The following is a 24774-nucleotide window of genomic DNA, read 5'->3' as shown; positions in this document are numbered from 1 at the left end:
CAGTCATTTAGAACTTTAACACATGATTTGTTACGGATTCTGTAAAAAGAAAGCTTTGTTTAGGACCAAAGCCCGTATAATGTGTAATGTTTTGCTGTTCCGGGTCCCAATCAGTCAAAACAGCATTGTATACTTCAATACTTTTAAGCCTGTTAATATCTTTACTATTAAAGTAGCAAATTAAGACATCACTCTCCATTTCTTTACTCAAATAATTAATATCCTTAAAGACACCATTAACCTTAATACGAAACTTCTCGGACAAGTATTTCTGCATCATAACAACATCTTCTGTTGTTTCTTTGGTTGTACCTAAGTGTGTGGTTTTTTTATATTTTTTTTCTAAAGCCTTATTCAAATCGTCTACAAAAACCCTAGTGGTAATTTGTAACATCTTTTTCTCTGACGCATAGTTGATTTGATAAATACCCATATAGAATTTATGTATACTAAACCCAGTCAAAACAAGCACAAATAAAACAGTTAAAAGACCTAAAGTAGTTTTTCTCATTTTCCGCCAGCACTAATCTTTTTAAACTCTTTATTTTTTAAAGTCAAAAAGTCAAGCAATTGGAATTCCAAAGCAGGATTCATTAAACTTCTTGATTTAGAATCATTTTCGCAATACACCAAAAACAACTTAATTTGATCATCATGTAAAACTAAGGTATTGGCTAGAAAACTATAATTTACATGACTGATGACGTAATCTGCAAACGTAGTGTCTTTGTAAAAATCTTGTTTACCTGGATTATCATTTCGCATTGTTTTCAAAATCCCTTTGTAGATCCTTACAAAATCCATTCCTTTATCAATAGTTTGATCAGATGGCATAGCCGTGTTTTTGGGAGAAGAAAGCGCATCGTCAAAGTACTTTGCATCAACTATTCTTTGTGTACTTCCAGTAACTGGATTTACTTGTTTTTGAGCCAAAATAACTACCTCAGCCAATTCGTTGGTAAAAATATCAAGTGGTACAATAATTTTTGGTGTAATAAAATCTTTCTCTGTCAAGATCATTCTCTTCGATTTGAAAACCAAACTCGAAAAAACCAAGGTATCATTCACTGAGGCTAAGATTTCAAACGAACCATAAGCATTTACCCTTGTACCGGCATGATGCTTGGTATTAAAAACAATCACATCCTCTACAGACACTAGTTGGTTACGTACCTGCCCCTTTACCATTTTATCTGTTTCTGCTTGAGCAAAAATAGACTGACAACATAAAACAGTAATAAATAGAATTCCGATTTTTAATTTTATTTTCATTTTTATTTTTTTTTATACACCTAATTTATTACTAATAAACTTTATTTAGGTTTATAAAGTTACGTGTTTAAACACCATAAACACAAGAACTATCTTATTTACTTTCTACTGTTATAGTCTCTTTATACATTTCAGCCAATTGTCCTAACAAAAATTCAATACTTACTTTATTCTTAGTTTCTAACACTCTAGTAAATTTTGGATTCTCAACTGCATAATACATAAAACCCCTAATGTAAATTAAAGGAATCTTCAACTTGGTCACATAATGAGCTTCATCAAACATATACTCCAATTGCAACATAAACTTTTCTTTCTTCTCAACAGCTAATTCTTTTTTAAGCATTGTTGTACGCCCAGAAAACAAATTTAACAAAGGATCTAAACCTACCGAAGCTCCACCAGAACCACTAAAATCACCTGCAGCCATCAACTTCCTTTCTGCAGCTGTATAAGAACGCTGACCCGCAGGAATTATCCCCAAATTTACAGCGTTAATATGACTATACTTCCCAATAATTACCTCATCAAGGTAATTCATTAATGGAAACAAGTTCACCTCCAACTTTCCATTTCTAAGATTTTCATCTGTCAACGCCAATGTCAGTCTAGTATATTGAAACATCGAAAAAATAAGACTATCACCTTTTACTGCAGCAATGGTAAAATCTCCCTTCTTGTCTGTTTGAACCATTTTTTCTGTCTTGAGATTAATAACATAAACCCCCTCCAAATCAGACATACTACTACTTACTCTACCACTTACCAAAGCATTCGGTGACTGCTGCCCGAAGGCTAATGATGTAACTAACAAAAAAAAACAGTAAAATAACTTCATAACTATGTGGTATCGGGTAAAAGTATCTATTAGACTTCACAACAAATCCCAAGAGATTGGTAAAAATATGTTAATAATAATCTCCGGAAAAGTCTCAAATATCATAAAATCAAATAATTCACTGTAACAAAACTTCAAACCTTAGATCTATCAGCGATATCCTTAATAAATATACCCTAAATCGACAAGGCTGACTACAAACAACCACAACTACCAATTTAACTATTTTTAATATAAATGACTCCAAATAATAATACGTTTTCCATACCTTTAACTAAAAAAAATAGCATGAAAAATATCCTTATCGCTAGTACTTCTACCATACATGGCGAAAAACATCTAGAATACCTGTTACCTGAATTGAAAATTCACTTTAAAGATTGCAAAACTATTTTATTTATTCCTTACGCTCAACCAGGCGGAATATCATACGAAGACTATACCCAAATAGTAGCAGAAACTTTTAAAAATATCAATATCGAAGTAAAAGGGATTCATGAATTTGAAAACCCAACAGAAGCCATCGAAGCAGCTGAAGGAATCTTTACTGGTGGAGGAAACACTTTCTTACTAGTCACAAAACTATACGCACACACCATCATGACCAAAATAGCCGAAGTAGTAAAAAAAGGAACACCATATCTAGGCACCAGTGCCGGCAGTAACATTTGTGGACTAAGTATGCAGACGACCAACGATATGCCCATTATCTACCCACCTAGTTTTCAAACCTTAGGATTAATCCCTTTCAATGTTAATCCTCATTACTTGGATGTTGACCAAAAATCAAAACACATGGGAGAAACTAGAGAAACTAGAATTAATGAATTTCACGCTTTTAATACGATTCCTGTTTTGGGATTAAGAGAAGGAAGCTGGCTGGAAGTTCGTAATAATAAAATAACTTTACGAGGACAATTATCTGCTCGATTATTCAGAAAAGGAGAAAAACCAGTAGAACTAGAAAGCGGCAGCAATCTAACAGCCTTAAACTAAAAAAACCGAAACATTTCTGTTTCGGTTTCTTGAAGAGCGAAAGACGAGGCTCGAACTCGCGACAACCAGCTTGGAAGGCTGGAGCTCTACCAACTGAGCTACTTTCGCATTAAAAATATTTTACAAGCAATTAATACATTTGCTTTAGAGCGAAAGACGAGGCTCGAACTCGCGACAACCAGCTTGGAAGGCTGGAGCTCTACCAACTGAGCTACTTTCGCATTGGTGGTGCAAATATAAAGAATAAAAACAGTTTCAAACAAATTATTTTGAATGTATTTTTCAAAAAAAACAACGATTTATTATAACCTTTTTAAAACTAAATCGTTAGCGGTCCACTTTTTTTTCTAGTAAGGGAATCAAAAACAAAAAAACAAAGGTTTAACCAACTTCGCTTCCTTAAAAAAGTCTGGTTACGACATCAAGTGAGACATAATTTCATCACTATTTGAAGAATGATAGATAAATAGACATGATTTATCCTTGATGGTTTGTATGATTTTATTAGTCAATTCTACAGGAATAGCTGGACAACCCAAGCTTCTACCCAAACGTTTGTTATTTTTTATAAATGAATTCGAAACATAATCTGCTCCATGAATAACAACAGCTCGCTCTCTAGCATTATCATTTAATCCTTTTTCTAACCCATCCAAACGCAAAGACATTCCGTGCTTACCTGTATAAATCTCTGCTGTAGCATAGAAACCTAAGCTACTTTTAAAAGATTCTGGTCTATTTGAAAAATCTGCAGCATATTCGTCACCAGAATTACGACCATGAGCCACCAAAGAATTAAACATTATTGTATTGGTATCCAAATCAATCACCCAAAGGCGTTCTTTGTTTGACGAAAGACTAAAATCTATTAAGGTTAAAATGTTCCTTTTAATTAATCCCTTTTCTTTTAGTAAATAAAACCCTTTTAAGGCTTGATTGAAAATTTTAAAATCAGGTAATGCAAAATCATTTGAATGTAGATTTTCATATACCCTTTCCTCAGTTGTTTGAGGTACAACCACAGCTACATCTTTCAAATTAACCCTTGCCGACCCTTTGAGCTCCTTGGCATCGGTATAGGAGAAATTTAAAAAAAGAGAAAGACAAATTACAAAAAACGAACTAGCTAAGATTTTATAACGCATTGATTTAGATTAAATTACAAATTATAAACGGGGCCACAAATATAGAATTACTTTCTAATTAAACAAACTTAATTAACATAATTACCACAACTTCACATCATTAGCAAAGCAAGTACTACAAAAACTTTTTTCCACCATTGTAAATTGTTAAAAAAATGTTATTTTTGCCTCAACCTCAACCTACCTTCATGACTAAATATAACATCCTTCTATTCTTAATATATTTAGTAACAACTCATGGAGCCTATAGTCAAAAAAAGAAATTATTTTCTCAAAAAAAAGGTGACAAAATATTAATTGATAGTGATACTACTTCTTTAGAACGAAACACTAATACATATATTGCCACAGACTTTATAATGTATGAGCCTGATAATGGCAAGCCAATTCCAAAAGAAAAAAGAACTGAAGTAAAAGTAGATCATGATAATATTGCTATTTATGTAACTGCAACTTTATATGATGACCAACCGAATAAAATTTTAAAAGAAATGACTACTAGAGATGTTTTTGGCGCATCCGATCATTTTTCGGTTTATATCAATGGATTCAATGATGGCCAACAAGACTACCGCTTTTATGTGAGTGCGGCCGGCGTGCAAATGGATTGCATTGCAACTAAGGACGAAGAGGATTTTACTTGGGACGCCATTTGGTACAGTAAAGTAAAAATAACTGATTTTGGATGGACTGTAGAAATGAAAATCCCTTATGCCGCCTTACGGTTTTCTAAAAGTAAGAACCAAACCTGGGGGCTTAACTTCATGCGTGAGATCAAGCGCAAATTTCAAAAATATACTTGGAATTATATTGATACCAAAATCGAAAACCCCATCACACAAAATGGATTACTCGAAGGAATTAACAACATCACACCTCCTACTCGACTTTTTTTCATACCGTATACTTCGGCCTATTATCAAAAAGACAGAACCGCAGCTGACAGAACATTTAAAGCTGGACTGGACATAAAATATGGAATTAATGAAGCTTTTACGCTTGATGCTATTTTAGTGCCTGACTTTGGTCAAACCAAATTTGACAATGCCATTTTAAACGTCACCCCTTTTGAACAAACACTTACTGAAAATAGACCCTTTTTTACCGAGGGAACCAACTTATTTACCAATGGAAACTTATTTTATTCTCGCAGAATTGGTGGAAGTCCAATTGTCGATTACTACACTTTACAAGATAAAATTGGTGCTAATGAAGAAATCACTAACTATCCAACAACGGTAAACCTCATCAATGCAGTAAAAGTTTCTGGCAGAACAAAAAACGGACTAGGAATAGGAATTCTAAATGCTGTAACCCAAAAAACAGATGCAACCATCCATAATACTACAACAGATACCTATAGAGAAGAAACCGTTCAGCCTTTGACCAATTATAATGTGATATCAATTGACCAACGATTTAGACAAAATTCTTCTATATCCTTTATTAATACCAACACAATACGCAATGGTAATTTTAGAGATGCCAATGTAACTGGCTTACTCTTTGATTTAAGCACAAAATCAAATTCATACAACATATACGGGGACTATAAGTTTAGCACAGTCAAAGATTTTGAAAACTATGATGGATATAAAACAGCACTAGGTTTCTCAAAAACTGCGGGAAAGCTTCGATATGATGTTTCAGCCAAATATTTATCCAAAGATTACGACACCAATGATCTTTCTCAACTTTTTTACACTAACTATCGCAATGGATACATTGGAGGAAGTTATCGCATCGTTAACCCTACAAAGATTTTTAACTCTTTGCGCGCGCGACAAAGTGTAAGTATAGACATTCAAAATGCTACCAACAAATTACAAGAAGTATTAGTTCGATCAGAATTTAAAGTATCAACATTAAAAAACGATGTTTTTGAAACCGTCTTTCAGTTCTCTCCCGTCGAGACTTTTGATTTTTATGAACCAAGAGTAGCTGGAGAATATGTTTACATTCCTAAATACATCAATTCTGTATTAAGTTTTGTTTCAAATCCAAACCGACCTCTATCTATTACCATCGAACCATCCATAACTGCTTATTCAGAAAAAAACAGAAATACGTACGGCCTTTATTTTAGTACAAAATATATTGCAAACCCCAAACTATCACTTTCTTTTACCTCTGAATACTTCTATAAAAGCAACGATAAAGGTTTTGCTGCTTTCGATAATAATGACAATATTATCTTTGGAAAAAGAACACGAGAGATTTTACAAAATGACTTTTTTGGAAAGTATGCTATTACAAACAAAATGTCCTTCAATTTAACGGCACGCTACTACTGGTCTTATTCTGATGTGCTTCAATTTCAAACGCTACAACCCGAAGGGAGATTAATTGACAATAATACCTTTACCGATAATAAAAACAGAAACTTTAACTCATGGAATTTTGACCTTGCCTATTCTTGGTGGTTTGCTCCTGGAAGTGAAATATCTATATTGTACAGAAACTATTCTCAAGTAAGCGCTAACGGAATCGAAGTAGAAAAAAGATTGAGCAAAAATTTCAATAATGTATTTGATGGAAACCTGACCAATATCTTCTCAATCAGACTTCGTTACTTTATAGACTACAACACTTTGGTTAAATAAAATTAAGTGTAAAAAAACAACTTATCTTTGTTTGGAATATCTCTTGCACTTAAAGATACGGATTCCTTTGAAATTGTAAACAGAACCCGAAAAGAAATATTTCATATTGAAATAAGCACAAAAAGACAAACTTTTGTAACCAATATTCCAAAATGCACTCTATAAATAATAACAAAACTCCCCTTACTAAGTTTATAAAAGTTTTATATTTGTAGAAAACTTGACAAAATGAACAAAAAAGTAATCTTAATGATATTAGACGGTTGGGGGAAATCTCCTGACCCAAAAGTTTCTGCAATTGATAATGCCAATGTACCTTACATCAATAGCCTTTACAAAAACTACCCAAGTGCCCAACTTAGAACCGATGGTTTACATGTAGGTCTGCCTGAGGGACAAATGGGAAATAGCGAAGTAGGTCATATGAACTTGGGAGCAGGAAGAATTGTTTACCAAGATTTAGCTAAAATCAACTTAGCCGTAGCCAACAAAACATTAGCAAAAGAACAAGTATTGAAAGATGCTTTTCAATACGCTAAAGACAACAATAAAAAAGTACACTTTTTAGGACTGGTATCTGATGGTGGTGTTCACTCTCATACGTCGCACCTGCGTGGACTACTTGATGCAACTCAAGATTATGGTTTAGAAAAAGTCTTCATACATGCCTTTACAGATGGACGTGATGTAGATCCTAAATCGGGTATAAAATACATTCAGGATTTACAAAACTACATTGCTCCTACTACAGCGAAAATCGCCACTATTATAGGTAGATATTATGCAATGGACAGAGATAAACGTTGGGAAAGAGTAAAATTAGCATACGACTTGGTGGTGAACGGTTTTGGCGCAAAAGCTGCGAACCCAGTAACAGCAGTAGAAGTTAGCTATCAAAATGACATTACAGATGAGTTTATAGCTCCGGTTGTAATAGTTGACGCTAATAATGAACCATTAGCAAAAATTGAGGAAGATGATGTTGTTATTTTCTTCAATTTTAGAACAGACAGAGGACGCGAACTAACAGAGGCACTTTCTCAACAAGATTTTCACGAACAAAACATGCACAAGTTGAACTTGTACTATGTTACTCTGACTAATTATGACGAAACATATACTAATGTAAAAGTTGTTTACAATAAAGACAACATTACTGAAACTCTAGGTGAAGTTCTGGAAAAAGCAGGTAAGAAACAAATTCGTATCGCTGAAACAGAAAAGTACCCTCATGTAACATTTTTCTTTTCAGGAGGTCGCGAGGAGCCGTTTATTGGTGAAAGCAGAATTTTGAAAAACTCACCAAAAGTAGCGACTTATGATTTGCAACCAGAAATGAGTGCCAACGAATTGACAGATGCTCTAGTTCCCGAAATTGAAAAAGGAGATGTTGATTTTGTATGTTTGAATTTTGCCAATGGGGATATGGTGGGTCATACCGGAATTATGGCAGCAGCTATCCAGGCATGTGAAGCAGTTGACAAATGTGTAGAACGTGTTATCACTGCTGCTATTGCAAACGACTACACTGTTCTCGTTATTGCTGATCACGGAAATTGCGAAACTATGATCAATCCTGACGGAAGCCCAAATACAGCACACACAACAAACCCAGTTCCTTTTATCGTAATTGATAAAGAGATCAAAAAAATAAACGATGGAGTTCTTGGTGATATTGCACCAACTATTCTTGATTTGATGGGCGTTGCAAAACCAGCTGTAATGACGCAACACTCCCTTTTATAGTCTCCTAACAATTAAATTTATACGTAAAGCTACCTTAATCGGGTAGCTTTTTTTATTTAAATAATAACCTAATTACTTTTTTTATTAATAGCATTACTATTATATTTGTGCAAAATACAATCGATTATGCAATCAATGTTATCAAATATAAAAATTAAGGTTAACGAAAAGATATATGTCAAAGACCCAGAAACTTCTACTTTGGGTAAAAAAATTCTTCAAGAAAGTATATTTTTGATTGACAAAATCGGCTTCGACTCTTTTACTTTTAAAAAATTGGGAGATCGAATCGGATCGAATGAAAGCTCTATCTATCGTTATTTCGAAAATAAACATAAATTATTAGTGTACTTATGCTCTTGGTATTGGAGTTGGATTGAATACCAAATGGTATTTAAAATGATGAATATTGACGATCCTATGGAACGTTTGAAACGTGCAATTACCGTAGTAACCCAAAGATCAGAAGAAGACTTATCTATTCCGCATATTAATGAAGCCGTTTTAAATAAAATCATTATAACCGAATTCACCAAAACACTTCACACCAAAGAAATAGATGATGAAAACAAAGAAGGCTTTTTTTTCATATATAAAAGTGTTATCAACCGTATCGTATCCTTGATTATTGAAATAAAACCTGATTATCCTTTTCCAAAAAGTTTAGCATCCTCTATTATTGAAGGAGCACTGCATCAATACTTCTTAGAAGACCACCTAAAATCCATCACCAATTGTAATGAACTAATTTCACCTACTGATTTCTACCTCAATCTAATCGACCTAACTCTAAGAAAAAAATAACATATGAAACCATTAAAAAGATTCTATAATTTACTCGAATTAGATAAAAAAGATGTCTATCAATTGTTTTTTTACGGAATTCTTTCTGGAGTAATAAGTCTATCTTTACCTCTAGGAATACAAGCAATTACTAACTTTATTCAATCTGGGAGAGCGAGTGCTTCGTGGATTGTCTTGATTATTATGGTGGTATTTGGAGTCGCACTAGTGGGAGTCCTGTCACTAATGCAGCTACGAATCATGGAAAGTTTACAGCAAAAAATATTTATTCGCTCCTCCTTCGAATTTGCGGTTAGATTACCCAAAATAAAATTTGAAGAATACTACAATAACTACCCTCCAGAACTTGCTAATCGATTTTTTGATACTTTGACTATTCAAAAAGGAACAGCTAAGTTATTAATAGGCTTTTCAGCTGCAATTTTGCAAATAATTTTCGGAATCATTCTACTCTCCTTATACCATAATTATTTTATTATTTTCGGAATGCTGTTGATGCTATTACTCTATTTTATATTCAGATTCTCATATAACTCAGGATTAAACACCAGTATGAAAGAATCTAAATACAAATACAAAGTTGCTGGATGGTTGCAAGAAATAGCACGAAACAATTTTAGTTTTAGAAATCAAATGCATCATGATTTTGCTCTAGGAAAAAATGACTCTTTAGTTACCGAATATTTACATAACAGAGAAAAGCACTTCTCGGTAATCAAAACACAGTTCACCCAACTGATTCTTTTCAAAATCATTATCACAGCTAGTTTGCTATCCATAGGGGGGTATTTGGTGCTATCACAAGAAATGAATATTGGGCAATTTGTTGCTGCTGAAATCATTATATTATTAGTCATTAACTCGGTTGAAAAAATCGTTTTGGGACTTGAAACTTTCTATGATGTTTTAACTTCAGTTGAAAAAATAGGGTTAATTACAGACATGAATTTAGAAGAAGAATTCCCCGTTGACTATGATAATTGCTACACCTCAATAGCATTAGATATTGAAAAAGTAAGTTTTAAATTTCCAGACTCAAAAAGCATTGTCTTAAATAACATTTCGCTTAAAATAGAGCAAGGAGAACGTATTTTTATCAATGGAGAAAATGGATCTGGTAAAACGACATTAATGCGTATCCTTTCTGGACTAATGCAACCTACAGAAGGCGCCATATATATTAATGATGATAGCTTTAAAAAAGTAAACCTTAATCAATACCGTTCCCAAATTGAAAGTATAATTTATGGAGAAACTCCTTTTGAAGGTACTGTTATAGAAAACATCACTTTTAAAGATGAATTAACTAATAATGAAAATCTAAAGTGGGCTATTGAAGGTATGCAATTGGAGCATTTTGTAAAATCATTGCCACAAGGCTTATTGACATCCATTTTCCCAGAAGGAAAACAACTATCCTCTTCTAATGCACAAAAAATATTATTGGCGAGAAGTATCATAAGTAAACCAAAGATTTTGTTTTATGAAGATCCAACAGACACCATGGATGAAAAGATCGCCAACGAAATTATTGATTTCATAACTGGCCAAGAGCACAATTGGACAATTATTGTTTCTTCAAAAAATGAATATTGGAAGACGAAGTGCAACAGACAGCTTACGATGAAAAACGGACAAATTATTTTAGACCAAAAAAACCAATAGCATGCTAAACATATCCAACAATAACAGACATGCCATGGCGCATTTGGACCGTTACAAAACAGTAAAAAACTTAAAATCTAGACCTTATTACAAAATACTGAACCGAATAATCACACTTGTTTCTATCATTGCATTTATTACATTATTTCTTCCTTGGACACAAAACATATCCGGAAAAGGAGCTGTAACAACTCTTAAACCCAATCAAAGACCACAATCCATCCAGAGTGTAATTTCGGGACGAATAGAAAAGTGGTACATTCAGGAGGGTGATTTTGTAAAAAAAGGGGATACTATTTTATTCATTTCGGAAACAAAAGAAGATTACATGGACCCGAATTTGGTGAAAAATACCAAGAATCAATTGGATGCAAAAAGTCATGCTCTAGACTCTTACAGTTCAAAATATGGCGCTTTGGCTAATCAAATTGTTTCCATAAAAACAGAAAAAGGATTAAAACTAGAACAAGCCACAAATAAATTAAAGCAAGCAAAGTTTAAAATAAAAAGTGATTCTATTGATTTGGTTGCTGTAAAAACACAATTAAAAATCGCAAATACACAGTTTAACAGAGCGGTACAACTAAACAGTGAAGGCTTGAAAGCAGTTACAGACGTCGAAGAAAAACGCTTAAAACAACAAGAAGTTGAAGCAAAAATCATCACGCAAGAAAACAAATTCTTGACTACCAAAAATGAATTCATCAATGCTAAAGTTGAACTTAGTCGCATTGAAGCAGAATATAACGAAAAAGTTGCCAAAGCAGAAAGTGACCAATTCACTGCAAGAAGTAATCAATTTGATACTGAAGCACAGGTAAACAAATTAAAAAATCAATATGCCAACTACAGCATTCGCAACGGTATGTATTACATCAAGGCCGCGCAAAATGGATACATCAACCGTGCTTTGCAAGCAGGAATTGGGGAAACAATCAAAGAAGGAACACCTATTGCTACCATCATGCCATCTGAATATGATATTGCTGTGGAAACCTATGTTAACCCATTGGATTTACCCTTGATCTCGAAAGGAGCCAAGATTAGAATTTGGTTTGATGGATGGCCAACCATTGTATTCTCAGGATGGCCAGACATGTCTTATGGTACTTTTGGAGGAGAAATTGTAGCTGTAGAGAAATTCATAAGCGACAATGGAAAATTCAGAGTATTGGTTGCTCCCGATCCTAATGAAGCTCCTTGGCCTAAACAATTGAGTATGGGATCTGGTGCTCAAACCATCGCACTACTCAACACTGTACCTGTTTGGTTTGAAATCTGGAGAACACTAAACGGTTTTCCTCCTGATTATTATGAAGCACCCACTAAATCAACAAAATCTAAAGAGAAAAAATAATGAAATATATCTTTCTATTTTCACTACTCTTATTCTGGAACGTACAGTCCCAAACCCCTACAAATGAAATGGAACTTAGCTTTAATGAGTACTTGGGTTATGTAAAAAAGTTTCATCCTTTGGTTAAGACCGCCAACCTAGAAATTAACAAAGCACAAGCCACTTTGATGTCGGCAAGAGGAGCTTTTGACCCAAAAATAGCAGTAGATTTCGATAAAAAACAATTTAAAAATACCGAGTATTATTCCTTATTGAACAGCAGTTTTAAAATCCCTACTTGGTATGGAATCGAAATTAAAGCAGGTTTTGAACAAAATGAAGGCTACTATTTGAATCCTGCTAATACGGTTCCTTCGGCTGGACTTACATCTTTAGGGATCTCGGTCCCAATTGGCCAAGGATTATTTATCAACCAACGAATGGCTGATTTACGAAAAGCCAAAATGCAATTGCAATTGGGAAAAGCCGAACGTAAACTACAAGCCGTGGTGGTGCTTTATGATGCCTCGGTCGCCTATTTCAATTGGAAAAAAAACTTCGAAGAATTTCAAATGTACACGCAATATAATACCAATGCTACGACACGATACAAGGCGATTAAGTCTTTGATCAAGCAAGGTGATAAGCGGGCGATAGACAGCATAGAAGCTGGAATAAGTTTGAAAAGTCGTCGATTGAGTTTGGAAAATTCCCGATTAAAATTACTAAAAGCTAAATTGGAGCTTTCAAATTTTCTTTGGCTTGAAAATTCGATTCCAATGGAACTCACAGATGCTATTTTTCCGGAAATAGAGATTGAAAATACGATTCAAGAGACTTTAAAAACCAATGATTTGTTGGCCCAAGACTTTACAATTGACAATCACCCAAAAATCAATGCTCTTGAAACCAAAGTTAATATGCTAGAAGTTGATCGCAAACTAAAAGCCAATCTCCTCTTACCCAAAATAGATCTTTCCTACTCTTATCTATCCGAACCGCAATACATTGATAGTTATAAGTTTGAAAATTATAAAGTAGGTCTTAATTTTGCCTATCCTATCTTCCTCCGTAAAGAAAGAGGGGGCTTGAAGCTGGCCGAATACAAAATTCAAGAAATAACTAACAGCCTTAACTTGGAACGATTACAACTTTCGAATAAAATAAAAGCTCAAAAAGAAGTTATCCGTTCGCTAAACAAACAACATCTCATGGCAAACGATTTGGTAGGAAATTACAAAACCATGTTACAGTCTGAGGAACGCCTTTTTACTTTTGGAGAAAGCTCCCTATTTTTAATTAATAGTAGAGAGAGTAGTTTGATTACCGCACAATTGACAGCCATTGCATTACGAAATGAGTTTTGCATCTCCAATTCCGAACTTTATAAAATTATGGCAAACCCTGATTAAATAAATTAAAATTGTACTTTTGTCAACTCAAAATTTAGAACTATGATTATTGTAAAATCACGTGAAGAAATAGAATTGATGCGCGAAAGTGCCCTAATTGTTTCCAAAACATTAGGAATGCTTGCCTCTGAAATAAAAGAAGGTGTAACTACATTATACCTTGACAAACTTGCCGAAGAGTTCATTCGTGATCTTGGAGCAGAACCAAGTTTCCTTGGTTTATACGGTTTCCCTAACTCGCTTTGCATGAGTCCAAATGCACAGGTAGTACATGGAATACCGAATAACACCCCTTTGGTAAGCGGAGATATCATCTCTGTAGATTGTGGAGCCTTCAAAAATGGTTACCACGGTGACCATGCCTATACCTTTGAGATTGGCGAAGTAGCGCCTGAAACGAAAAAATTATTACAAATTACCAAAGAATCTTTGTACGTAGGAATTCGTGAATTCAAAGCCGGAAACCGCGTAGAAGATGTTGGAAATGCAATTCAGAAATATACTGAAAGTCATGGATACGGAGTCGTTCGTGAACTTGTAGGTCATGGTTTAGGTCAAAAAATGCACGAAGATCCTGAAATGCCAAATTATGGAAAAAGAGGACGCGGAAAAATGTTTATAGAAGGAATGGTAATTGCACTAGAACCAATGATTAATCAAGGTACTAGAAACATAAAACAATTAAAAGATGGTTGGACAATCCTTACTGCTGACGGAAAACCAAGCGCTCACTTTGAACATGACATTGCATTAGTAGATGGAAAACCAGAATTACTTTCGACTTTTGCTTATGTATATCAAGCATTGGGAATTGTGAGTAATGAGGAAGATGAGTTTAGAAAAGTACCATTGGTTTTATAAGGATTTCGCAGAGATTCACTTACACTTTTTTAAGTACAGATTACTTTTTAAACAAATTTTATAAATCAACATTATGGAAAATATACTTCTGAACTAAGTGTCGAATTGAGTGTACTTTCCTGTAAAATTATTGGATTAGCAATTGAGTTCATCGCCTATTGAGACCTAGATTACTAGAATCTGCGTATCAATCCTGTATACTTTATAAATTAAAAAAAGCGGGATTTAAAGTTGAAAAATAAATTTCTCTTCCAGTTCTTTATAAAGAAATCAAATTGGAACGAGGTTACAGAATCGATTTACTAATTGAAAATAAATTGGTAATTGAATTGAAAATAGTTGAAGATTTTACCTCGGTTCATCATGCACAAATACTTATCTATTTAAAGTTAAGGAAATATCCATTGGAATTATTGATTAATTTTAACTCAAAAATATTAAAAACAACATAAAACGATTCATAAATTCAACGAAGTAACAATAATACTTTGTAAGTCTCTGTGAATTCTTAGCGAATCAGTGTGTAACAACTTATGAAAAAACTTTTCAAACTTATACTCAACACCATCCCTCGCCCACTACTTATTCGTTTGAGTTATGTGGCGCGTCCTATAATTGCATTTACTTTAAAGGGTGATAAATTTACTGATCCTATTGATGGAAAAAGTTTCAAGTCGATGTTGCCTTATGGATATGAGACGCAACGAAACAATGTGCTTTCGCCGAGTACTTTATCATTGGAGAGACACCGTTTGTTATGGTTGTATTTAAACGATCAGACCGATTTTTTTACAGCACCACACAAAGTTTTGCATTTTGCTCCGGAGCAGGCTTTTTACAAAATGTTTCGAAAACAAAAAAACTTAGAGTATACTACTACCGATTTGTTTTCACCTTTGGCAGATGTGAAAGCAGATATCTGCGATTTACCCTTTGAGGACAATCAGTATGATGTGATATTGTGCAATCACGTTTTGGAACATATTCCAGACGACACAAAAGCGATGCAGGAACTGTACCGAGTACTCAAACCTGGTGGAATGGCGATTTTACAGATTCCCCAAGATTTAAAACGCGAGATTACATTTGCAGACGACACCATTACCGACCAAAAAGAACGAGCTAAAATATTTGGACAATACGATCATGTGCGTATCTACGGGCGTGATTATTTTGCCAAATTGCGTTCGATAGGATTCACGGTAATTGAAGAAGATTACACGAATAAAATCACACCAGAATTGGTAGAAAAATACTGTTTGGCCAAAGGAGAAATCATTCCTGTTTGTTTCAAATAACAGTGATTAAATTTTAAAACCTATATTGGAAAAATTTTTAACTAAGTACTAAAAAATTTAATCGACCTAATTACTAAACACCACTAGTAACTGCTTAAATTGGTGTCTTTAACTCCGCAGAACCTTTATCAAAATGGTAACGAAGACCTCAAAATATCCTTTTTGTTTTGATTTGAGTTGGGATGCAAAAAGCAATTTTTATATCCCGACTGCATATATCATTACGCCCCACCAAACTATTGGCTATTTGGGTAAGAAAGCTACCTCTGATGTTTTAAAAAGTTTAGACATTGCAATCGCCTCCTTAGATAAAAATGCTCAAAAAGCATTAGCTATATCCGATAGCCTTCAAACCGATATATTGGCGAAGAAATTTAATTCTGGAAAAGTAAAGAAAAGTATTGAAGACTTAATTAAAGATCCGAAGGTAGCCATCGGTATTCAATTGTATCAGAACATAAAATTAGCTGAATTTCTTTCTTTAACAAACCATAATGATTTTGCGATTAGCTTTAACTTAAACAAAGACAAAGACTTTCAAAAAAGTTATATTTCGACACAAAACAGCCCTTTAGAAACTAAAATTCACTTCCTTAAAACAGAAGAGGGAATAGAATATAGTTTACAATTGCAAGACAACAAACAGCTTTTTCATCCTTCAGATAAAGAAATAGCTATTGTTTTAAACGAACCTGCTTGGTTGGTAATAAATAACCATTTAGTCCCATTAAAAGGTATTGATGCGAACAAAATAAAACCTTTTTTGACTAAGAAGATTATCGCAATTCCATCACGAGTGGTTCCAAATTATTTTCAAAAAGTAATTAAGGATATCGTTAAAAAAGTAGATATTACGGCTGATGGTTTTGAGATTTTACAATTCCATACTGTCACATCATGTCAGCTGGAAACCGTTCATGATTTCTTTAAAAATTGCTACTACCTCAATCTACGATTTGATTACAACGGCTATTATTTTGATGGTTCAAAAACAAAGGAAATTCACTCTGAAGTTGATCTAGAAGATCTAGAAAAAATTAAAGTACTTCAATACAAACGCAATTGGGAAGATGAGTTAATTTTTGAACAAAAACTCACCAACTTAGGTTTTGAGAAAACAGACAATGGATTTTTTAAGCTTTCGCTAAAGTTAGAAAGCAGCACAGGATATGATGCGGTTCAATGGGTATTAGAAAACCAAGAAGAACTACAATTACTAGGTTTTCAACTCGATCAGTTTACTTTAGAAGGGAAGAAAATTGAAACATGCAAGCCTATCATTCAGTTTTCAAATTCAATTCAAAATGATTGGTTTGATATCAAAATCACTATAAGTTGTGGGGAATTCAATTTTAATTTCACTGATATCATCCCTAATTTAAAGCAGCAAAACCAAGTATATCTCTTGCCTGACAGTAGTTGCTTTTTGATTCCAAAAGAATGGATGATGCAATATGCTCCATTGGCAAAACTTGCCAAAGTGACTAACGACTGCTTGCAACTACCCAAAAGTAATTTTGCGATTCTAAATACGATTCCAGAACTACAATTGGATGCAACCCCAGAACCGGGGAAGGAATTCATTATTTCTCCATTGGTAAAGGCTACGTTGCGACCTTACCAAACACAAGGTGCAAAGTGGTTGTTGGAGCATTATCACAATGGTATGGGTGCCTGTTTGGCAGACGACATGGGATTGGGAAAAACAATCCAAACTTTGACGACATTGGTTGCAGTTCAAGAACAACTTGAGAACCAACAGCGTGAAGCAGAACAGTTGGATTTGTTTGGAAATGTAATCCCGCAAGCCAAAGAATATTTAAAGGCTTTGGTAGTTTTACCCTCTTCATTAATTTTTAACTGGTACAACGAAGCTCGTAAATTTACACCTCATTTGCGACGTATACAATACGTAGGCAATGATCGTAAATTGATTGCCAAAAAACTGGTGCGATATGATTTGGTTTTCACTAGCTATGCCATTGCTTCTCGAGACATTGCCATTTTAGAAAAATACCAGTTTCGGTTTTTAATCTTAGACGAAAGTCAATACATTAAAAACAAAAACTCCAAAATTTTCAAAGCGATAAACCAAATTCAGGCACAAAACCGTATTTCTTTAAGCGGTACTCCTATCGAAAATTCACTGGATGATCTATGGTCACAAATGGAATTTATTAATCCTGATATATTGGGGACACATTCTTTTTTTGTTCAAAACTATAAAATTCCGATTGAAAAAAACCAAGACGAATCCGTTTTGGCGGAACTAAAAACTTTAATAGGTCCATTTATTTTGAGACGCACAAAGGAACAAGTTCTCGATGATTTACCAGAGTTGACTGAACAGATCTATTACTGCGATATGGAGAAAGAACAAGAGAAACTATACGAGGAGGAAAAATCCAAAGCCCGTAATGCGCTTCTACGAACAGACGGAACCAAAGCTGACAAAATTAACATCATCAATACCTTGATGCGTTTGCGACAGTTGAGCAATCATCCCAAAATGATCGATGCAAAATCGGACTTGGATTCTGGTAAATACAATGCTGTAACCGATTATTTGACGACTTTGATACAGTCCAAACAGAAGACGATTGTATTTAGTTCTTTTGTTTCGAATTTGGCTTTTTATAAAGATTGGTGTACCGTTAATAAGGTCAAATTTTGCGAACTCACTGGAGCAACAGATCCAAAAGATCGTGAAATTGCCGTAAATCGTTTCCAAGAACAAGAGGCTATTTTAGTGTTTTTCATTTCATTAAAAGCAGGCGGTGTTGGACTGAATATCACCAAAGCTTCGTATGTTTTATTTCTTGATCCTTGGTGGAATCCTTTTGCAGAGAAACAAGGTATCGGGCGTGCGCATCGAATAGGACAGTTAAACAAAGTAAATGTCATTCGATTTATATCAAAAAACACAGTAGAAGAAAAAATTATCCGTTTGCAAGAAACCAAAAAACTTTTATCTGATTCTCTTTTAGAGGACAACAGTATAAGCCCTGATATTGAGGCAAATTTAAGTTATATCTTGGAATAGCTTTTACTTCTGAGTTTCAGGAGAAACTTGCATTTTTATTACTTTTCTCGATAAAAAAGGAGTAGAATTTAAACCTATATACATTCAAATTAAAATAAAATAATTTAAACTATATTTCGTTATATTTACACATTAGCACACAAACCACCACTATGTATCTGAAAATTACACATAAAGTTCTCTTTTTACTATTTGTAAGCATATCCTTATTCGCGCAAGACGAAGAAAAAGAAATTGCACCCCCCTTTAATATAAAAACAATTTCATTTGTCCAAAACAGCAATAACATCATTCCTATATTTGAATTAGGATCTGGTTTTCAGTTCCAATTTGATGATTTGTATGGCAATAATGCTGACTATTTTTACGAAATCGTGCATTGCGATTACAATTGGATCCCCTCTCCTATACCTAAAATAGAATATTTGGGAGGTATTGACAATCAACGTATTCAAACGGTAATAAACTCTTTTAATACTTTACAAATTTACTCACATTTTACATTACCAATTCCAAACCAATATACTACACAAATCAAATTGAGTGGAAACTATATTTTGAGAATTCTGAATGAGAGTAGAGAAATGGTCTTTAGCAGACGGTTTATTATGTATGAAGACTTAGCAATTATCCCTATACAGGTCAAAAGAGCACGAACGATCAAAAACTTACCTTTCAAACACAATCTAGACTTCTCTATAACTTCGAATACGATTACTTTTCAAAATCCTATAAAAAATTTGAGGATAGCTCTATTTCAAAATGGAAACTTCAATCAAGCCATCAAAAACATTGTCCCCCAGTACACAATGGGGAACAACCTAGTTTACAAATACGATAGCGAAACACAATTTTGGGCCAGTAACGAATTTTTATATTTTGAAAACAAAAATATCCGTTTCCCAGCCAATTATATCTCAAAAGTAGACAGCAGTACTGACATTTACAGCAGCTATTTGTATACGAACAATGCTAGAGCCAATTCACCTTATTCTTTTTACCAAGATGTAAATGGTAATTTTGTTGTATTGAATGCTAATGCTGAGAATAATGAAATTGAGGCAGATTATTCTTGGGTATTTTTTAGCCTGTCAGCCCCGTCCTTTTATTCAAAAAAAGATGTTTACATAGGTGGAATATTCAATAATTATGTCTTAAGTGCAGAATCAAAAATGGACTACAATGTAAAAAAAGGAGTTTTTGAAAAAGCCATGCTTATCAAGCAAGGTTTTACCAATTACAAATATATCGTTGCAGACGTCAATGGTGTAATTGACAATGAAAATGCAATTGACGGAAACTTCTATCAAACTGAAAACGAATACACAATACTTGCCTACTACCGTGATAATACCGGAAGATATGAACGTGTCATTGGCAAAGGAAGCGCCATTTCTGTAAATGTTATTAATTAAAATTAGCCTTAAAAAGCGGTAGAGTACATCCTTTTTTGTACTTTTGTTTACTACAACACAACTATTTATTTGTTTACTATGGTAACTCAAATCACAAGAGGTATAAAAATTTCAGTATTGACTAGTTTTGAAGGCACCTACTTCAAAAACTACAAGATTCATTTTGCCTTTAGTTATGAGATCACTATTGAAAACCATAGCAAAGATTCTGTACAACTTACCTCTCGTCATTGGGAAATTTTTGATTCTCTTAATGAGCTTGAAATGGTAGACGGAGAAGGTGTTGTAGGGAAAAAACCTGTTTTACAACCTGGTGAACATCACACGTACAATTCTGGTTGTTTATTAGCTTCCCCATATGGAGCAATGCTTGGTCATTTTAACATGATTAACTTTAGCAACGCAAAAAATTTCAAAGTTTACATTCCAACCTTCAGATTGTGTGCTCCTTTTGCATTAAATTAATCAAAAACACACTTTTAGCTGTTATTCTTTAGCCAAAACTATTCTTTTTGTCCCTTTATCTACGTATTTTTGTGTGTGACATTTGCTTTTTTGTTATAAAAAAACAATTCACATCATTCACAAATATTCAAATTAAGAAAAAATAAACGTCATGCTAAAAGGATTTTTCAAAACACCAAAGGCAGTAAATGAGCCTGTTAAAAGTTATGCCCCAAACTCACCTGAAAAGAAAGCCGTTCAAGAAGCGTATTCCAAAATGTGGAATTCCAAAATAGAGGTCCCTCTATACATAGGAAGCGAAGAAATCAAAACAGGAAATACTAGAAACATCACCTCACCTCACGACCATAAACATTGTTTAGGAACGTATCATCTAGCCGAAAAAGCACAGATTGAAAAAGCTATTGCTAATGCACTAGAATCTCGCACGGCTTGGGCAGATATGGCTTGGGAACACCGTGCCGCTATTTTCTTAAAAGCTGCAGAATTAATCGCTGGTCCCTACAGAGCACGAATCAATGCCGCTACCATGATTGGGCAGTCCAAAAACATTCACCAAGCAGAAATTGATGCGTCTTGTGAGTTGATTGACTTTCTACGATTTAACGTCGAATTCATGACCCAAATTTATGCTGACCAACCCAACTCTGATTCCTCAACTTGGAATCGCTTGGAATACCGCCCATTAGAAGGATTTGTGTATGCCATAACGCCATTCAATTTTACTGCTATTGCAGCAAATCTTCCTGCGAGTGCTGCCATGATGGGAAATGTGGTCGTTTGGAAACCTAGCGACAGTCAAGTATTCTCAGCAAAAATAATAATCGAAGTTTTCAAAGAAGCAGGTGTTCCTGATGGCGTTATCAATGTAGTTTTCGGAGATGCTTTAATGATTACCGATACCGTTTTGGCGAGCCGTGATTTTGCTGGTGTACATTTCACCGGCTCAACCCATGTTTTTAAGGATATTTGGGCAAAAATTGGTACCAACATACACCATTATAAAACCTACCCACGAATTGTTGGAGAAACAGGTGGAAAAGATTTTATCATCGCTCACCCAAGCGCCAACGTAAAGCAACTCACCACAGGAATTGTCCGTGGGGGATTTGAATTTCAAGGTCAAAAATGTTCAGCAGCTTCTAGAGTTTATTTACCAAAAAGTTTATGGCCAGCAATTAAAGAACAATTAATCACAGATGTCAAATCATTTAAAATGGGATCACCAGAAGACTTTGGTAATTTTATCACAGCCGTTATTCACGAAGGCTCATTTGACAAACTTGCTAAATATATCGATCAAGCAAAAAAAGACAGCGATGCCGAAATCATCGTGGGAGGAAATTATGACAAATCGGTTGGATATTTCATAGAACCTACCGTAATTGTAACCACCAATCCAAAATACGCTACAATGGAAACCGAATTGTTCGGTCCAGTAGTAACCATCTACATCTACGAAGATGCTAAATGGGAAGAAACATTGACTCTTGTAGATCAAACTTCAGAATATGCTCTAACAGGAGCCGTTTTTAGTCAAGACCGCTATGCGATTGAGCAAGCAGCTCATAAACTTCAAAATGCAGCAGGTAACTTCTACATCAATGATAAGTGTACTGGCGCAGTAGTTGGACAACAGCCGTTTGGAGGTGCTAGAGCATCTGGAACAAATGACAAAGCTGGATCACCTCTAAATTTATTGCGTTGGGTGTCTGCAAGAACAATCAAAGAAGTTTTTGTAAGCCCCGAAAGTTATAAATATCCATTTTTGGGAGAATAATTTAAAGTACGAGCTAAGAAGTACTAGAGACAAAATAAAAATAAGCCCACAAGATTCCAGTTTTAAAATCTTGTGGGCTTATTATTATTATTATTATTATTATCGAAGGTCAAAAAAAGGGAATCCCCCTCTCAATACAGTTATCAGCATTTTAAATTTATAAACGCTTAAACAACTAAACCTTTAACCATTTTCACACCACAAACTTAAGCGGCAAATGCACTACTTTCTTGGTTTCGAAAAATCCATCTTCAAATATCTCAGCCAAATTGTATTCTGTTGCTCTTGGAAAAGCAGCCAACTCTTCGGTCAAATCTCCTCCTTTTAAATACAGAATACCGTTTTTCAATTCGTGTTTGTGTTGTTTTTTGATCTTCGTTTTTACCCATGAAACAAAATCAGGCATATTAGTCACAGCGCGACTTACAATAAAATCAAAATCACCCTTAACGTTTTCTGCTCTCATTTGCTCTGCTTTAACGTTTTTCAACCCCAAAGCTTCAGCAACTCCCTGTACCACTTTTATTTTTTTGGCAATAATATCAATCAAATAAAAACGAGTTTCTGGATACAAAATAGCCAACGGAATCCCTGGAAACCCACCGCCAGTGCCTACATCCAAAACGTAAGTTCCTGGTTCAAATTTCATAATCTTAGCTATTCCTAAGGAATGTAGCACATGTTTTGTATATAGAGAATCAATATCTTTTCGTGAAATCACATTAATTTTTTCGTTCCAATCGTGGTATAAAAAATCCAACCTTTCAAATTGTTCTTTCTGAACCTCCGTTAAATCGGGAAAATACTTTAAAATCTCGTCCATTATCTTATTTTTTAACAAAAGTACTATTTTTAAAACTTAAATATTAACCGAATTTATCAAATTGAAAATTTTAATAATTACCTTTGCAAACTATTAGAACCTAAACTATTTATGAATCTTACTCCTCCAACTTTCCCTAGACATGATGCTTTAAAATTTTTTAAAGTTCTAAACTCCCGTGTCAATGAATATTTCAAGGAAAATAACATTAAAAAAACAGGAAACTGGAGATTATACGTCAAAACAGCGATTATGTTTACGTTGCTATTTGCACCCTATTTTGTTATTCTTTTAGTACCAACAATGCCTTTTGGAATTCACCTTCTATTAAGCTTTGTAATGGGGGTAGGAATGGCAGGTGTTGGTATGAATGTCATGCACGATGGAAATCACGGTTCATACTCGGCCAAACCTTGGATAAACAAAATCATGGGTGGCAGTATTTACATCTTAGCCGGAAACGTATACAACTGGCAAGTACAGCACAATGTATTACACCACACCTATACTAATATCCCTGGACATGATGAGGACCTAGAAGCTGGACGAATCATTCGTTTTACTAAACATGCCAAATGGTATAGTTTTCACAGATTTCAACAATATTACGCTTTGTTTGCCTACGGATTATTGACCATCAACTGGTGTCTAACGACCGATTTTAAACAAATGGGTGCTTATCTAAAAAGAAAATTATCTTATGGTGGACCAGCAAATCCAAAAAAATTATGGACAGGATTAGTTATTTCTAAGATTGTTTATTTCTCCTTTTGGTTAGTAATCCCAATACTTTTACTTAGTTGGTGGAAAGTTTTAATTGGATTTTTTATTATGCACTATACCGCTGGAATCATTTTGAGTATGGTTTTCCAATTAGCACATGTTGTTGAAGAAACAGACAATCCAACACCAAATGAATTGAACGAAATGGGCAATACTTGGGCGATACACCAATTGTACACCACCACCAATTTCGCACCAAAAAGCTGGTTAGTAAACTATTATACTGGAGGATTAAACCACCAAATAGAACACCATTTATATCCGCACATAAGTCATATTCATTACGGAAAAATTGCCGAATTTGTAAAACAAACTGCAAGTGAATGCAACCTACCCTATTTTGAATACAAAACGATGATTAGTGCTGTAATCGCACATGTCAAACATTTGAAAGATCTAGGTGTACAACCCGAAATTACGCAATAATAAAACAAAAATAAATCATTAACCGCCTTGATTTCTTTATCGAAATTAAAGCCTTTTAAATCA

The 24774-nt window shown here is 34.3% G+C and carries 19 protein-coding genes, 2 tRNA genes and 1 pseudogene; 15 read left to right on the top strand and 7 right to left on the bottom strand.

Annotation, left to right across the window (positions count from 1 at the left end; genetic code table 11):
• Nucleotides 1–7 precede the first annotated feature (7 nt).
• The 3 genes from M2326_RS12595 to M2326_RS12585 form a co-directional block, all read right to left on the bottom strand.
• Nucleotides 8–511, bottom strand: coding sequence for a DUF6702 family protein (locus M2326_RS12595; RefSeq protein WP_264619913.1), 504 nt, complete (start codon nt 509–511; stop codon nt 8–10).
• Nucleotides 508–1272 carry a hypothetical protein gene (locus tag M2326_RS12590; protein WP_264619912.1) on the bottom strand — a complete coding sequence of 255 codons (765 nt, stop codon included), beginning with the start codon at nt 1270–1272 and terminating at the stop codon, nt 508–510. Before M2326_RS12590 ends, M2326_RS12595 begins: the two co-directional genes overlap by 4 nt.
• A 94-nt stretch (nt 1273–1366) precedes the next feature.
• Nucleotides 1367–2086, bottom strand: a complete 720-nt coding sequence (locus tag M2326_RS12585) for a carboxypeptidase-like regulatory domain-containing protein (RefSeq protein ID WP_264619911.1) — start codon at nt 2084–2086, stop codon at nt 1367–1369.
• Between the two features lie 312 nt (nt 2087–2398).
• Between M2326_RS12585 and pepE the strand changes: the two genes are divergently transcribed.
• The gene (pepE, locus tag M2326_RS12580) at nt 2399–3106 is read left to right on the top strand and encodes a dipeptidase PepE (protein ID WP_264619910.1); all 708 of its coding nucleotides are present in this window, start codon (nt 2399–2401) and stop codon (nt 3104–3106) included.
• Nucleotides 3107–3141: 35 nt separating this feature from the next.
• Here pepE and M2326_RS12575 read toward each other — a convergent pair.
• From M2326_RS12575 to M2326_RS12565, 3 genes are all read right to left on the bottom strand, one after another.
• A tRNA-Gly gene (locus M2326_RS12575) sits at nt 3142–3214 on the bottom strand.
• A gap of 40 nt (nt 3215–3254) precedes the next feature.
• Nucleotides 3255–3327 (bottom strand) — tRNA-Gly (locus M2326_RS12570).
• 192 nt (nt 3328–3519) lie between these two features.
• On the bottom strand, nt 3520–4251 hold the full coding sequence (locus tag M2326_RS12565; RefSeq protein ID WP_264619909.1) for a murein L,D-transpeptidase catalytic domain family protein: 732 nt from the start codon (nt 4249–4251) through the stop codon (nt 3520–3522).
• Nucleotides 4252–4439: 188 nt separating this feature from the next.
• Between M2326_RS12565 and M2326_RS12560 the strand changes: the two genes are divergently transcribed.
• The 13 genes and pseudogenes from M2326_RS12560 to pruA all read left to right on the top strand — a co-directional run bounded on the left by M2326_RS12560 (nt 4440) and on the right by pruA (nt 22679).
• The gene (locus M2326_RS12560) at nt 4440–6854 is read left to right on the top strand and encodes a carbohydrate binding family 9 domain-containing protein (protein WP_264619908.1); all 2415 of its coding nucleotides are present in this window, start codon (nt 4440–4442) and stop codon (nt 6852–6854) included.
• A 228-nt stretch (nt 6855–7082) separates the two neighbouring features.
• Nucleotides 7083–8600 carry a 2,3-bisphosphoglycerate-independent phosphoglycerate mutase gene (gene gpmI, locus M2326_RS12555; RefSeq protein ID WP_264619907.1) on the top strand — a complete coding sequence of 506 codons (1518 nt, stop codon included), beginning with the start codon at nt 7083–7085 and terminating at the stop codon, nt 8598–8600.
• Nucleotides 8601–8726: 126 nt separating this feature from the next.
• The gene (locus M2326_RS12550; RefSeq protein ID WP_264619906.1) at nt 8727–9404 is read left to right on the top strand and encodes a TetR/AcrR family transcriptional regulator; all 678 of its coding nucleotides are present in this window, start codon (nt 8727–8729) and stop codon (nt 9402–9404) included.
• A 3-nt stretch (nt 9405–9407) separates the two neighbouring features.
• Nucleotides 9408–11069, top strand: coding sequence for a peptidase domain-containing ABC transporter (locus tag M2326_RS12545; RefSeq protein ID WP_264619905.1), 1662 nt, complete (start codon nt 9408–9410; stop codon nt 11067–11069).
• A 1-nt stretch (nt 11070) separates the two neighbouring features.
• Nucleotides 11071–12426: an HlyD family secretion protein gene (locus M2326_RS12540; RefSeq protein WP_264619904.1), complete on the top strand. Its 1356-nt coding sequence runs from the start codon at nt 11071–11073 to the stop codon at nt 12424–12426.
• On the top strand, nt 12426–13817 hold the full coding sequence (locus tag M2326_RS12535) for a TolC family protein (protein WP_264619903.1): 1392 nt from the start codon (nt 12426–12428) through the stop codon (nt 13815–13817). The genes M2326_RS12540 and M2326_RS12535 overlap by 1 nt, the downstream gene beginning before the upstream one ends.
• Nucleotides 13818–13859: 42 nt before the next feature.
• On the top strand, nt 13860–14678 hold the full coding sequence (map, locus tag M2326_RS12530; RefSeq protein WP_264619902.1) for a type I methionyl aminopeptidase: 819 nt from the start codon (nt 13860–13862) through the stop codon (nt 14676–14678).
• 158 nt (nt 14679–14836) lie between these two features.
• Nucleotides 14837–15130: pseudogene (locus tag M2326_RS12525) on the top strand (GxxExxY protein).
• Nucleotides 15131–15211: 81 nt separating this feature from the next.
• Nucleotides 15212–15976, top strand: coding sequence for a class I SAM-dependent methyltransferase (locus tag M2326_RS12520; RefSeq protein ID WP_264619901.1), 765 nt, complete (start codon nt 15212–15214; stop codon nt 15974–15976).
• Between the two features lie 133 nt (nt 15977–16109).
• The gene (locus M2326_RS12515; RefSeq protein WP_264619900.1) at nt 16110–19019 is read left to right on the top strand and encodes a DEAD/DEAH box helicase; all 2910 of its coding nucleotides are present in this window, start codon (nt 16110–16112) and stop codon (nt 19017–19019) included.
• A gap of 152 nt (nt 19020–19171) precedes the next feature.
• Nucleotides 19172–20434 carry a type IX secretion system plug protein gene (locus tag M2326_RS12510; RefSeq protein WP_264619899.1) on the top strand — a complete coding sequence of 421 codons (1263 nt, stop codon included), beginning with the start codon at nt 19172–19174 and terminating at the stop codon, nt 20432–20434.
• Between the two features lie 78 nt (nt 20435–20512).
• Nucleotides 20513–20899 carry a Co2+/Mg2+ efflux protein ApaG gene (gene apaG / locus M2326_RS12505; protein WP_264619898.1) on the top strand — a complete coding sequence of 129 codons (387 nt, stop codon included), beginning with the start codon at nt 20513–20515 and terminating at the stop codon, nt 20897–20899.
• A 151-nt stretch (nt 20900–21050) separates the two neighbouring features.
• Nucleotides 21051–22679: an L-glutamate gamma-semialdehyde dehydrogenase gene (gene pruA / locus M2326_RS12500; RefSeq protein WP_264619897.1), complete on the top strand. Its 1629-nt coding sequence runs from the start codon at nt 21051–21053 to the stop codon at nt 22677–22679.
• A gap of 193 nt (nt 22680–22872) precedes the next feature.
• Here the strand turns inward: pruA and rsmG are convergent, their stop codons facing one another.
• A complete protein-coding gene (rsmG, locus tag M2326_RS12495; protein WP_264619896.1) occupies nt 22873–23502 on the bottom strand; it encodes a 16S rRNA (guanine(527)-N(7))-methyltransferase RsmG in 630 nt (209 codons plus the stop codon).
• A 111-nt stretch (nt 23503–23613) separates the two neighbouring features.
• Here rsmG and M2326_RS12490 point away from each other — a divergent pair, with 111 nt between their 5' ends.
• Nucleotides 23614–24711 carry a fatty acid desaturase family protein gene (locus tag M2326_RS12490; RefSeq protein ID WP_264619895.1) on the top strand — a complete coding sequence of 366 codons (1098 nt, stop codon included), beginning with the start codon at nt 23614–23616 and terminating at the stop codon, nt 24709–24711.
• Nucleotides 24712–24774 lie beyond the last annotated feature (63 nt).

It is taken from the genome of Flavobacterium psychraerolatum (genome assembly GCF_025960985.1).
GTDB lineage: Bacteria > Bacteroidota > Bacteroidia > Flavobacteriales > Flavobacteriaceae > Flavobacterium.
Note: the sequence above shows the minus strand (reverse complement) of the source record. Positions and strands in the feature narration are given on the sequence as shown.

Excerpts from the sequence above, each read along its gene's own strand:
- M2326_RS12490 (WP_264619895.1), top strand. The coding sequence starts at position 23,614 with ATGAATCTTACTCCTCCAACTTTCCCTAGACATGATGCTTTAAAATTT.
- pepE (WP_264619910.1), top strand. The coding sequence starts at position 2,399 with ATGAAAAATATCCTTATCGCTAGTACTTCTACCATACATGGCGAAAAA.
- M2326_RS12510 (WP_264619899.1), top strand. The coding sequence starts at position 19,172 with ATGTATCTGAAAATTACACATAAAGTTCTCTTTTTACTATTTGTAAGC.
- M2326_RS12540 (WP_264619904.1), top strand. The coding sequence starts at position 11,071 with ATGCTAAACATATCCAACAATAACAGACATGCCATGGCGCATTTGGAC.
- pruA (WP_264619897.1), top strand. The coding sequence starts at position 21,051 with ATGCTAAAAGGATTTTTCAAAACACCAAAGGCAGTAAATGAGCCTGTT.
- gpmI (WP_264619907.1), top strand. The coding sequence starts at position 7,083 with ATGAACAAAAAAGTAATCTTAATGATATTAGACGGTTGGGGGAAATCT.
- M2326_RS12560 (WP_264619908.1), top strand. The coding sequence starts at position 4,440 with ATGACTAAATATAACATCCTTCTATTCTTAATATATTTAGTAACAACT.
- M2326_RS12595 (WP_264619913.1), bottom strand. The coding sequence starts at position 511 with ATGAGAAAAACTACTTTAGGTCTTTTAACTGTTTTATTTGTGCTTGTT.
- rsmG (WP_264619896.1), bottom strand. The coding sequence starts at position 23,502 with ATGGACGAGATTTTAAAGTATTTTCCCGATTTAACGGAGGTTCAGAAA.
- M2326_RS12535 (WP_264619903.1), top strand. The coding sequence starts at position 12,426 with ATGAAATATATCTTTCTATTTTCACTACTCTTATTCTGGAACGTACAG.
- M2326_RS12515 (WP_264619900.1), top strand. The coding sequence starts at position 16,110 with ATGGTAACGAAGACCTCAAAATATCCTTTTTGTTTTGATTTGAGTTGG.
- M2326_RS12590 (WP_264619912.1), bottom strand. The coding sequence starts at position 1,272 with ATGAAAATAAAATTAAAAATCGGAATTCTATTTATTACTGTTTTATGT.
- apaG (WP_264619898.1), top strand. The coding sequence starts at position 20,513 with ATGGTAACTCAAATCACAAGAGGTATAAAAATTTCAGTATTGACTAGT.
- M2326_RS12565 (WP_264619909.1), bottom strand. The coding sequence starts at position 4,251 with ATGCGTTATAAAATCTTAGCTAGTTCGTTTTTTGTAATTTGTCTTTCT.
- map (WP_264619902.1), top strand. The coding sequence starts at position 13,860 with ATGATTATTGTAAAATCACGTGAAGAAATAGAATTGATGCGCGAAAGT.
- M2326_RS12550 (WP_264619906.1), top strand. The coding sequence starts at position 8,727 with ATGCAATCAATGTTATCAAATATAAAAATTAAGGTTAACGAAAAGATA.
- M2326_RS12545 (WP_264619905.1), top strand. The coding sequence starts at position 9,408 with ATGAAACCATTAAAAAGATTCTATAATTTACTCGAATTAGATAAAAAA.
- M2326_RS12520 (WP_264619901.1), top strand. The coding sequence starts at position 15,212 with ATGAAAAAACTTTTCAAACTTATACTCAACACCATCCCTCGCCCACTA.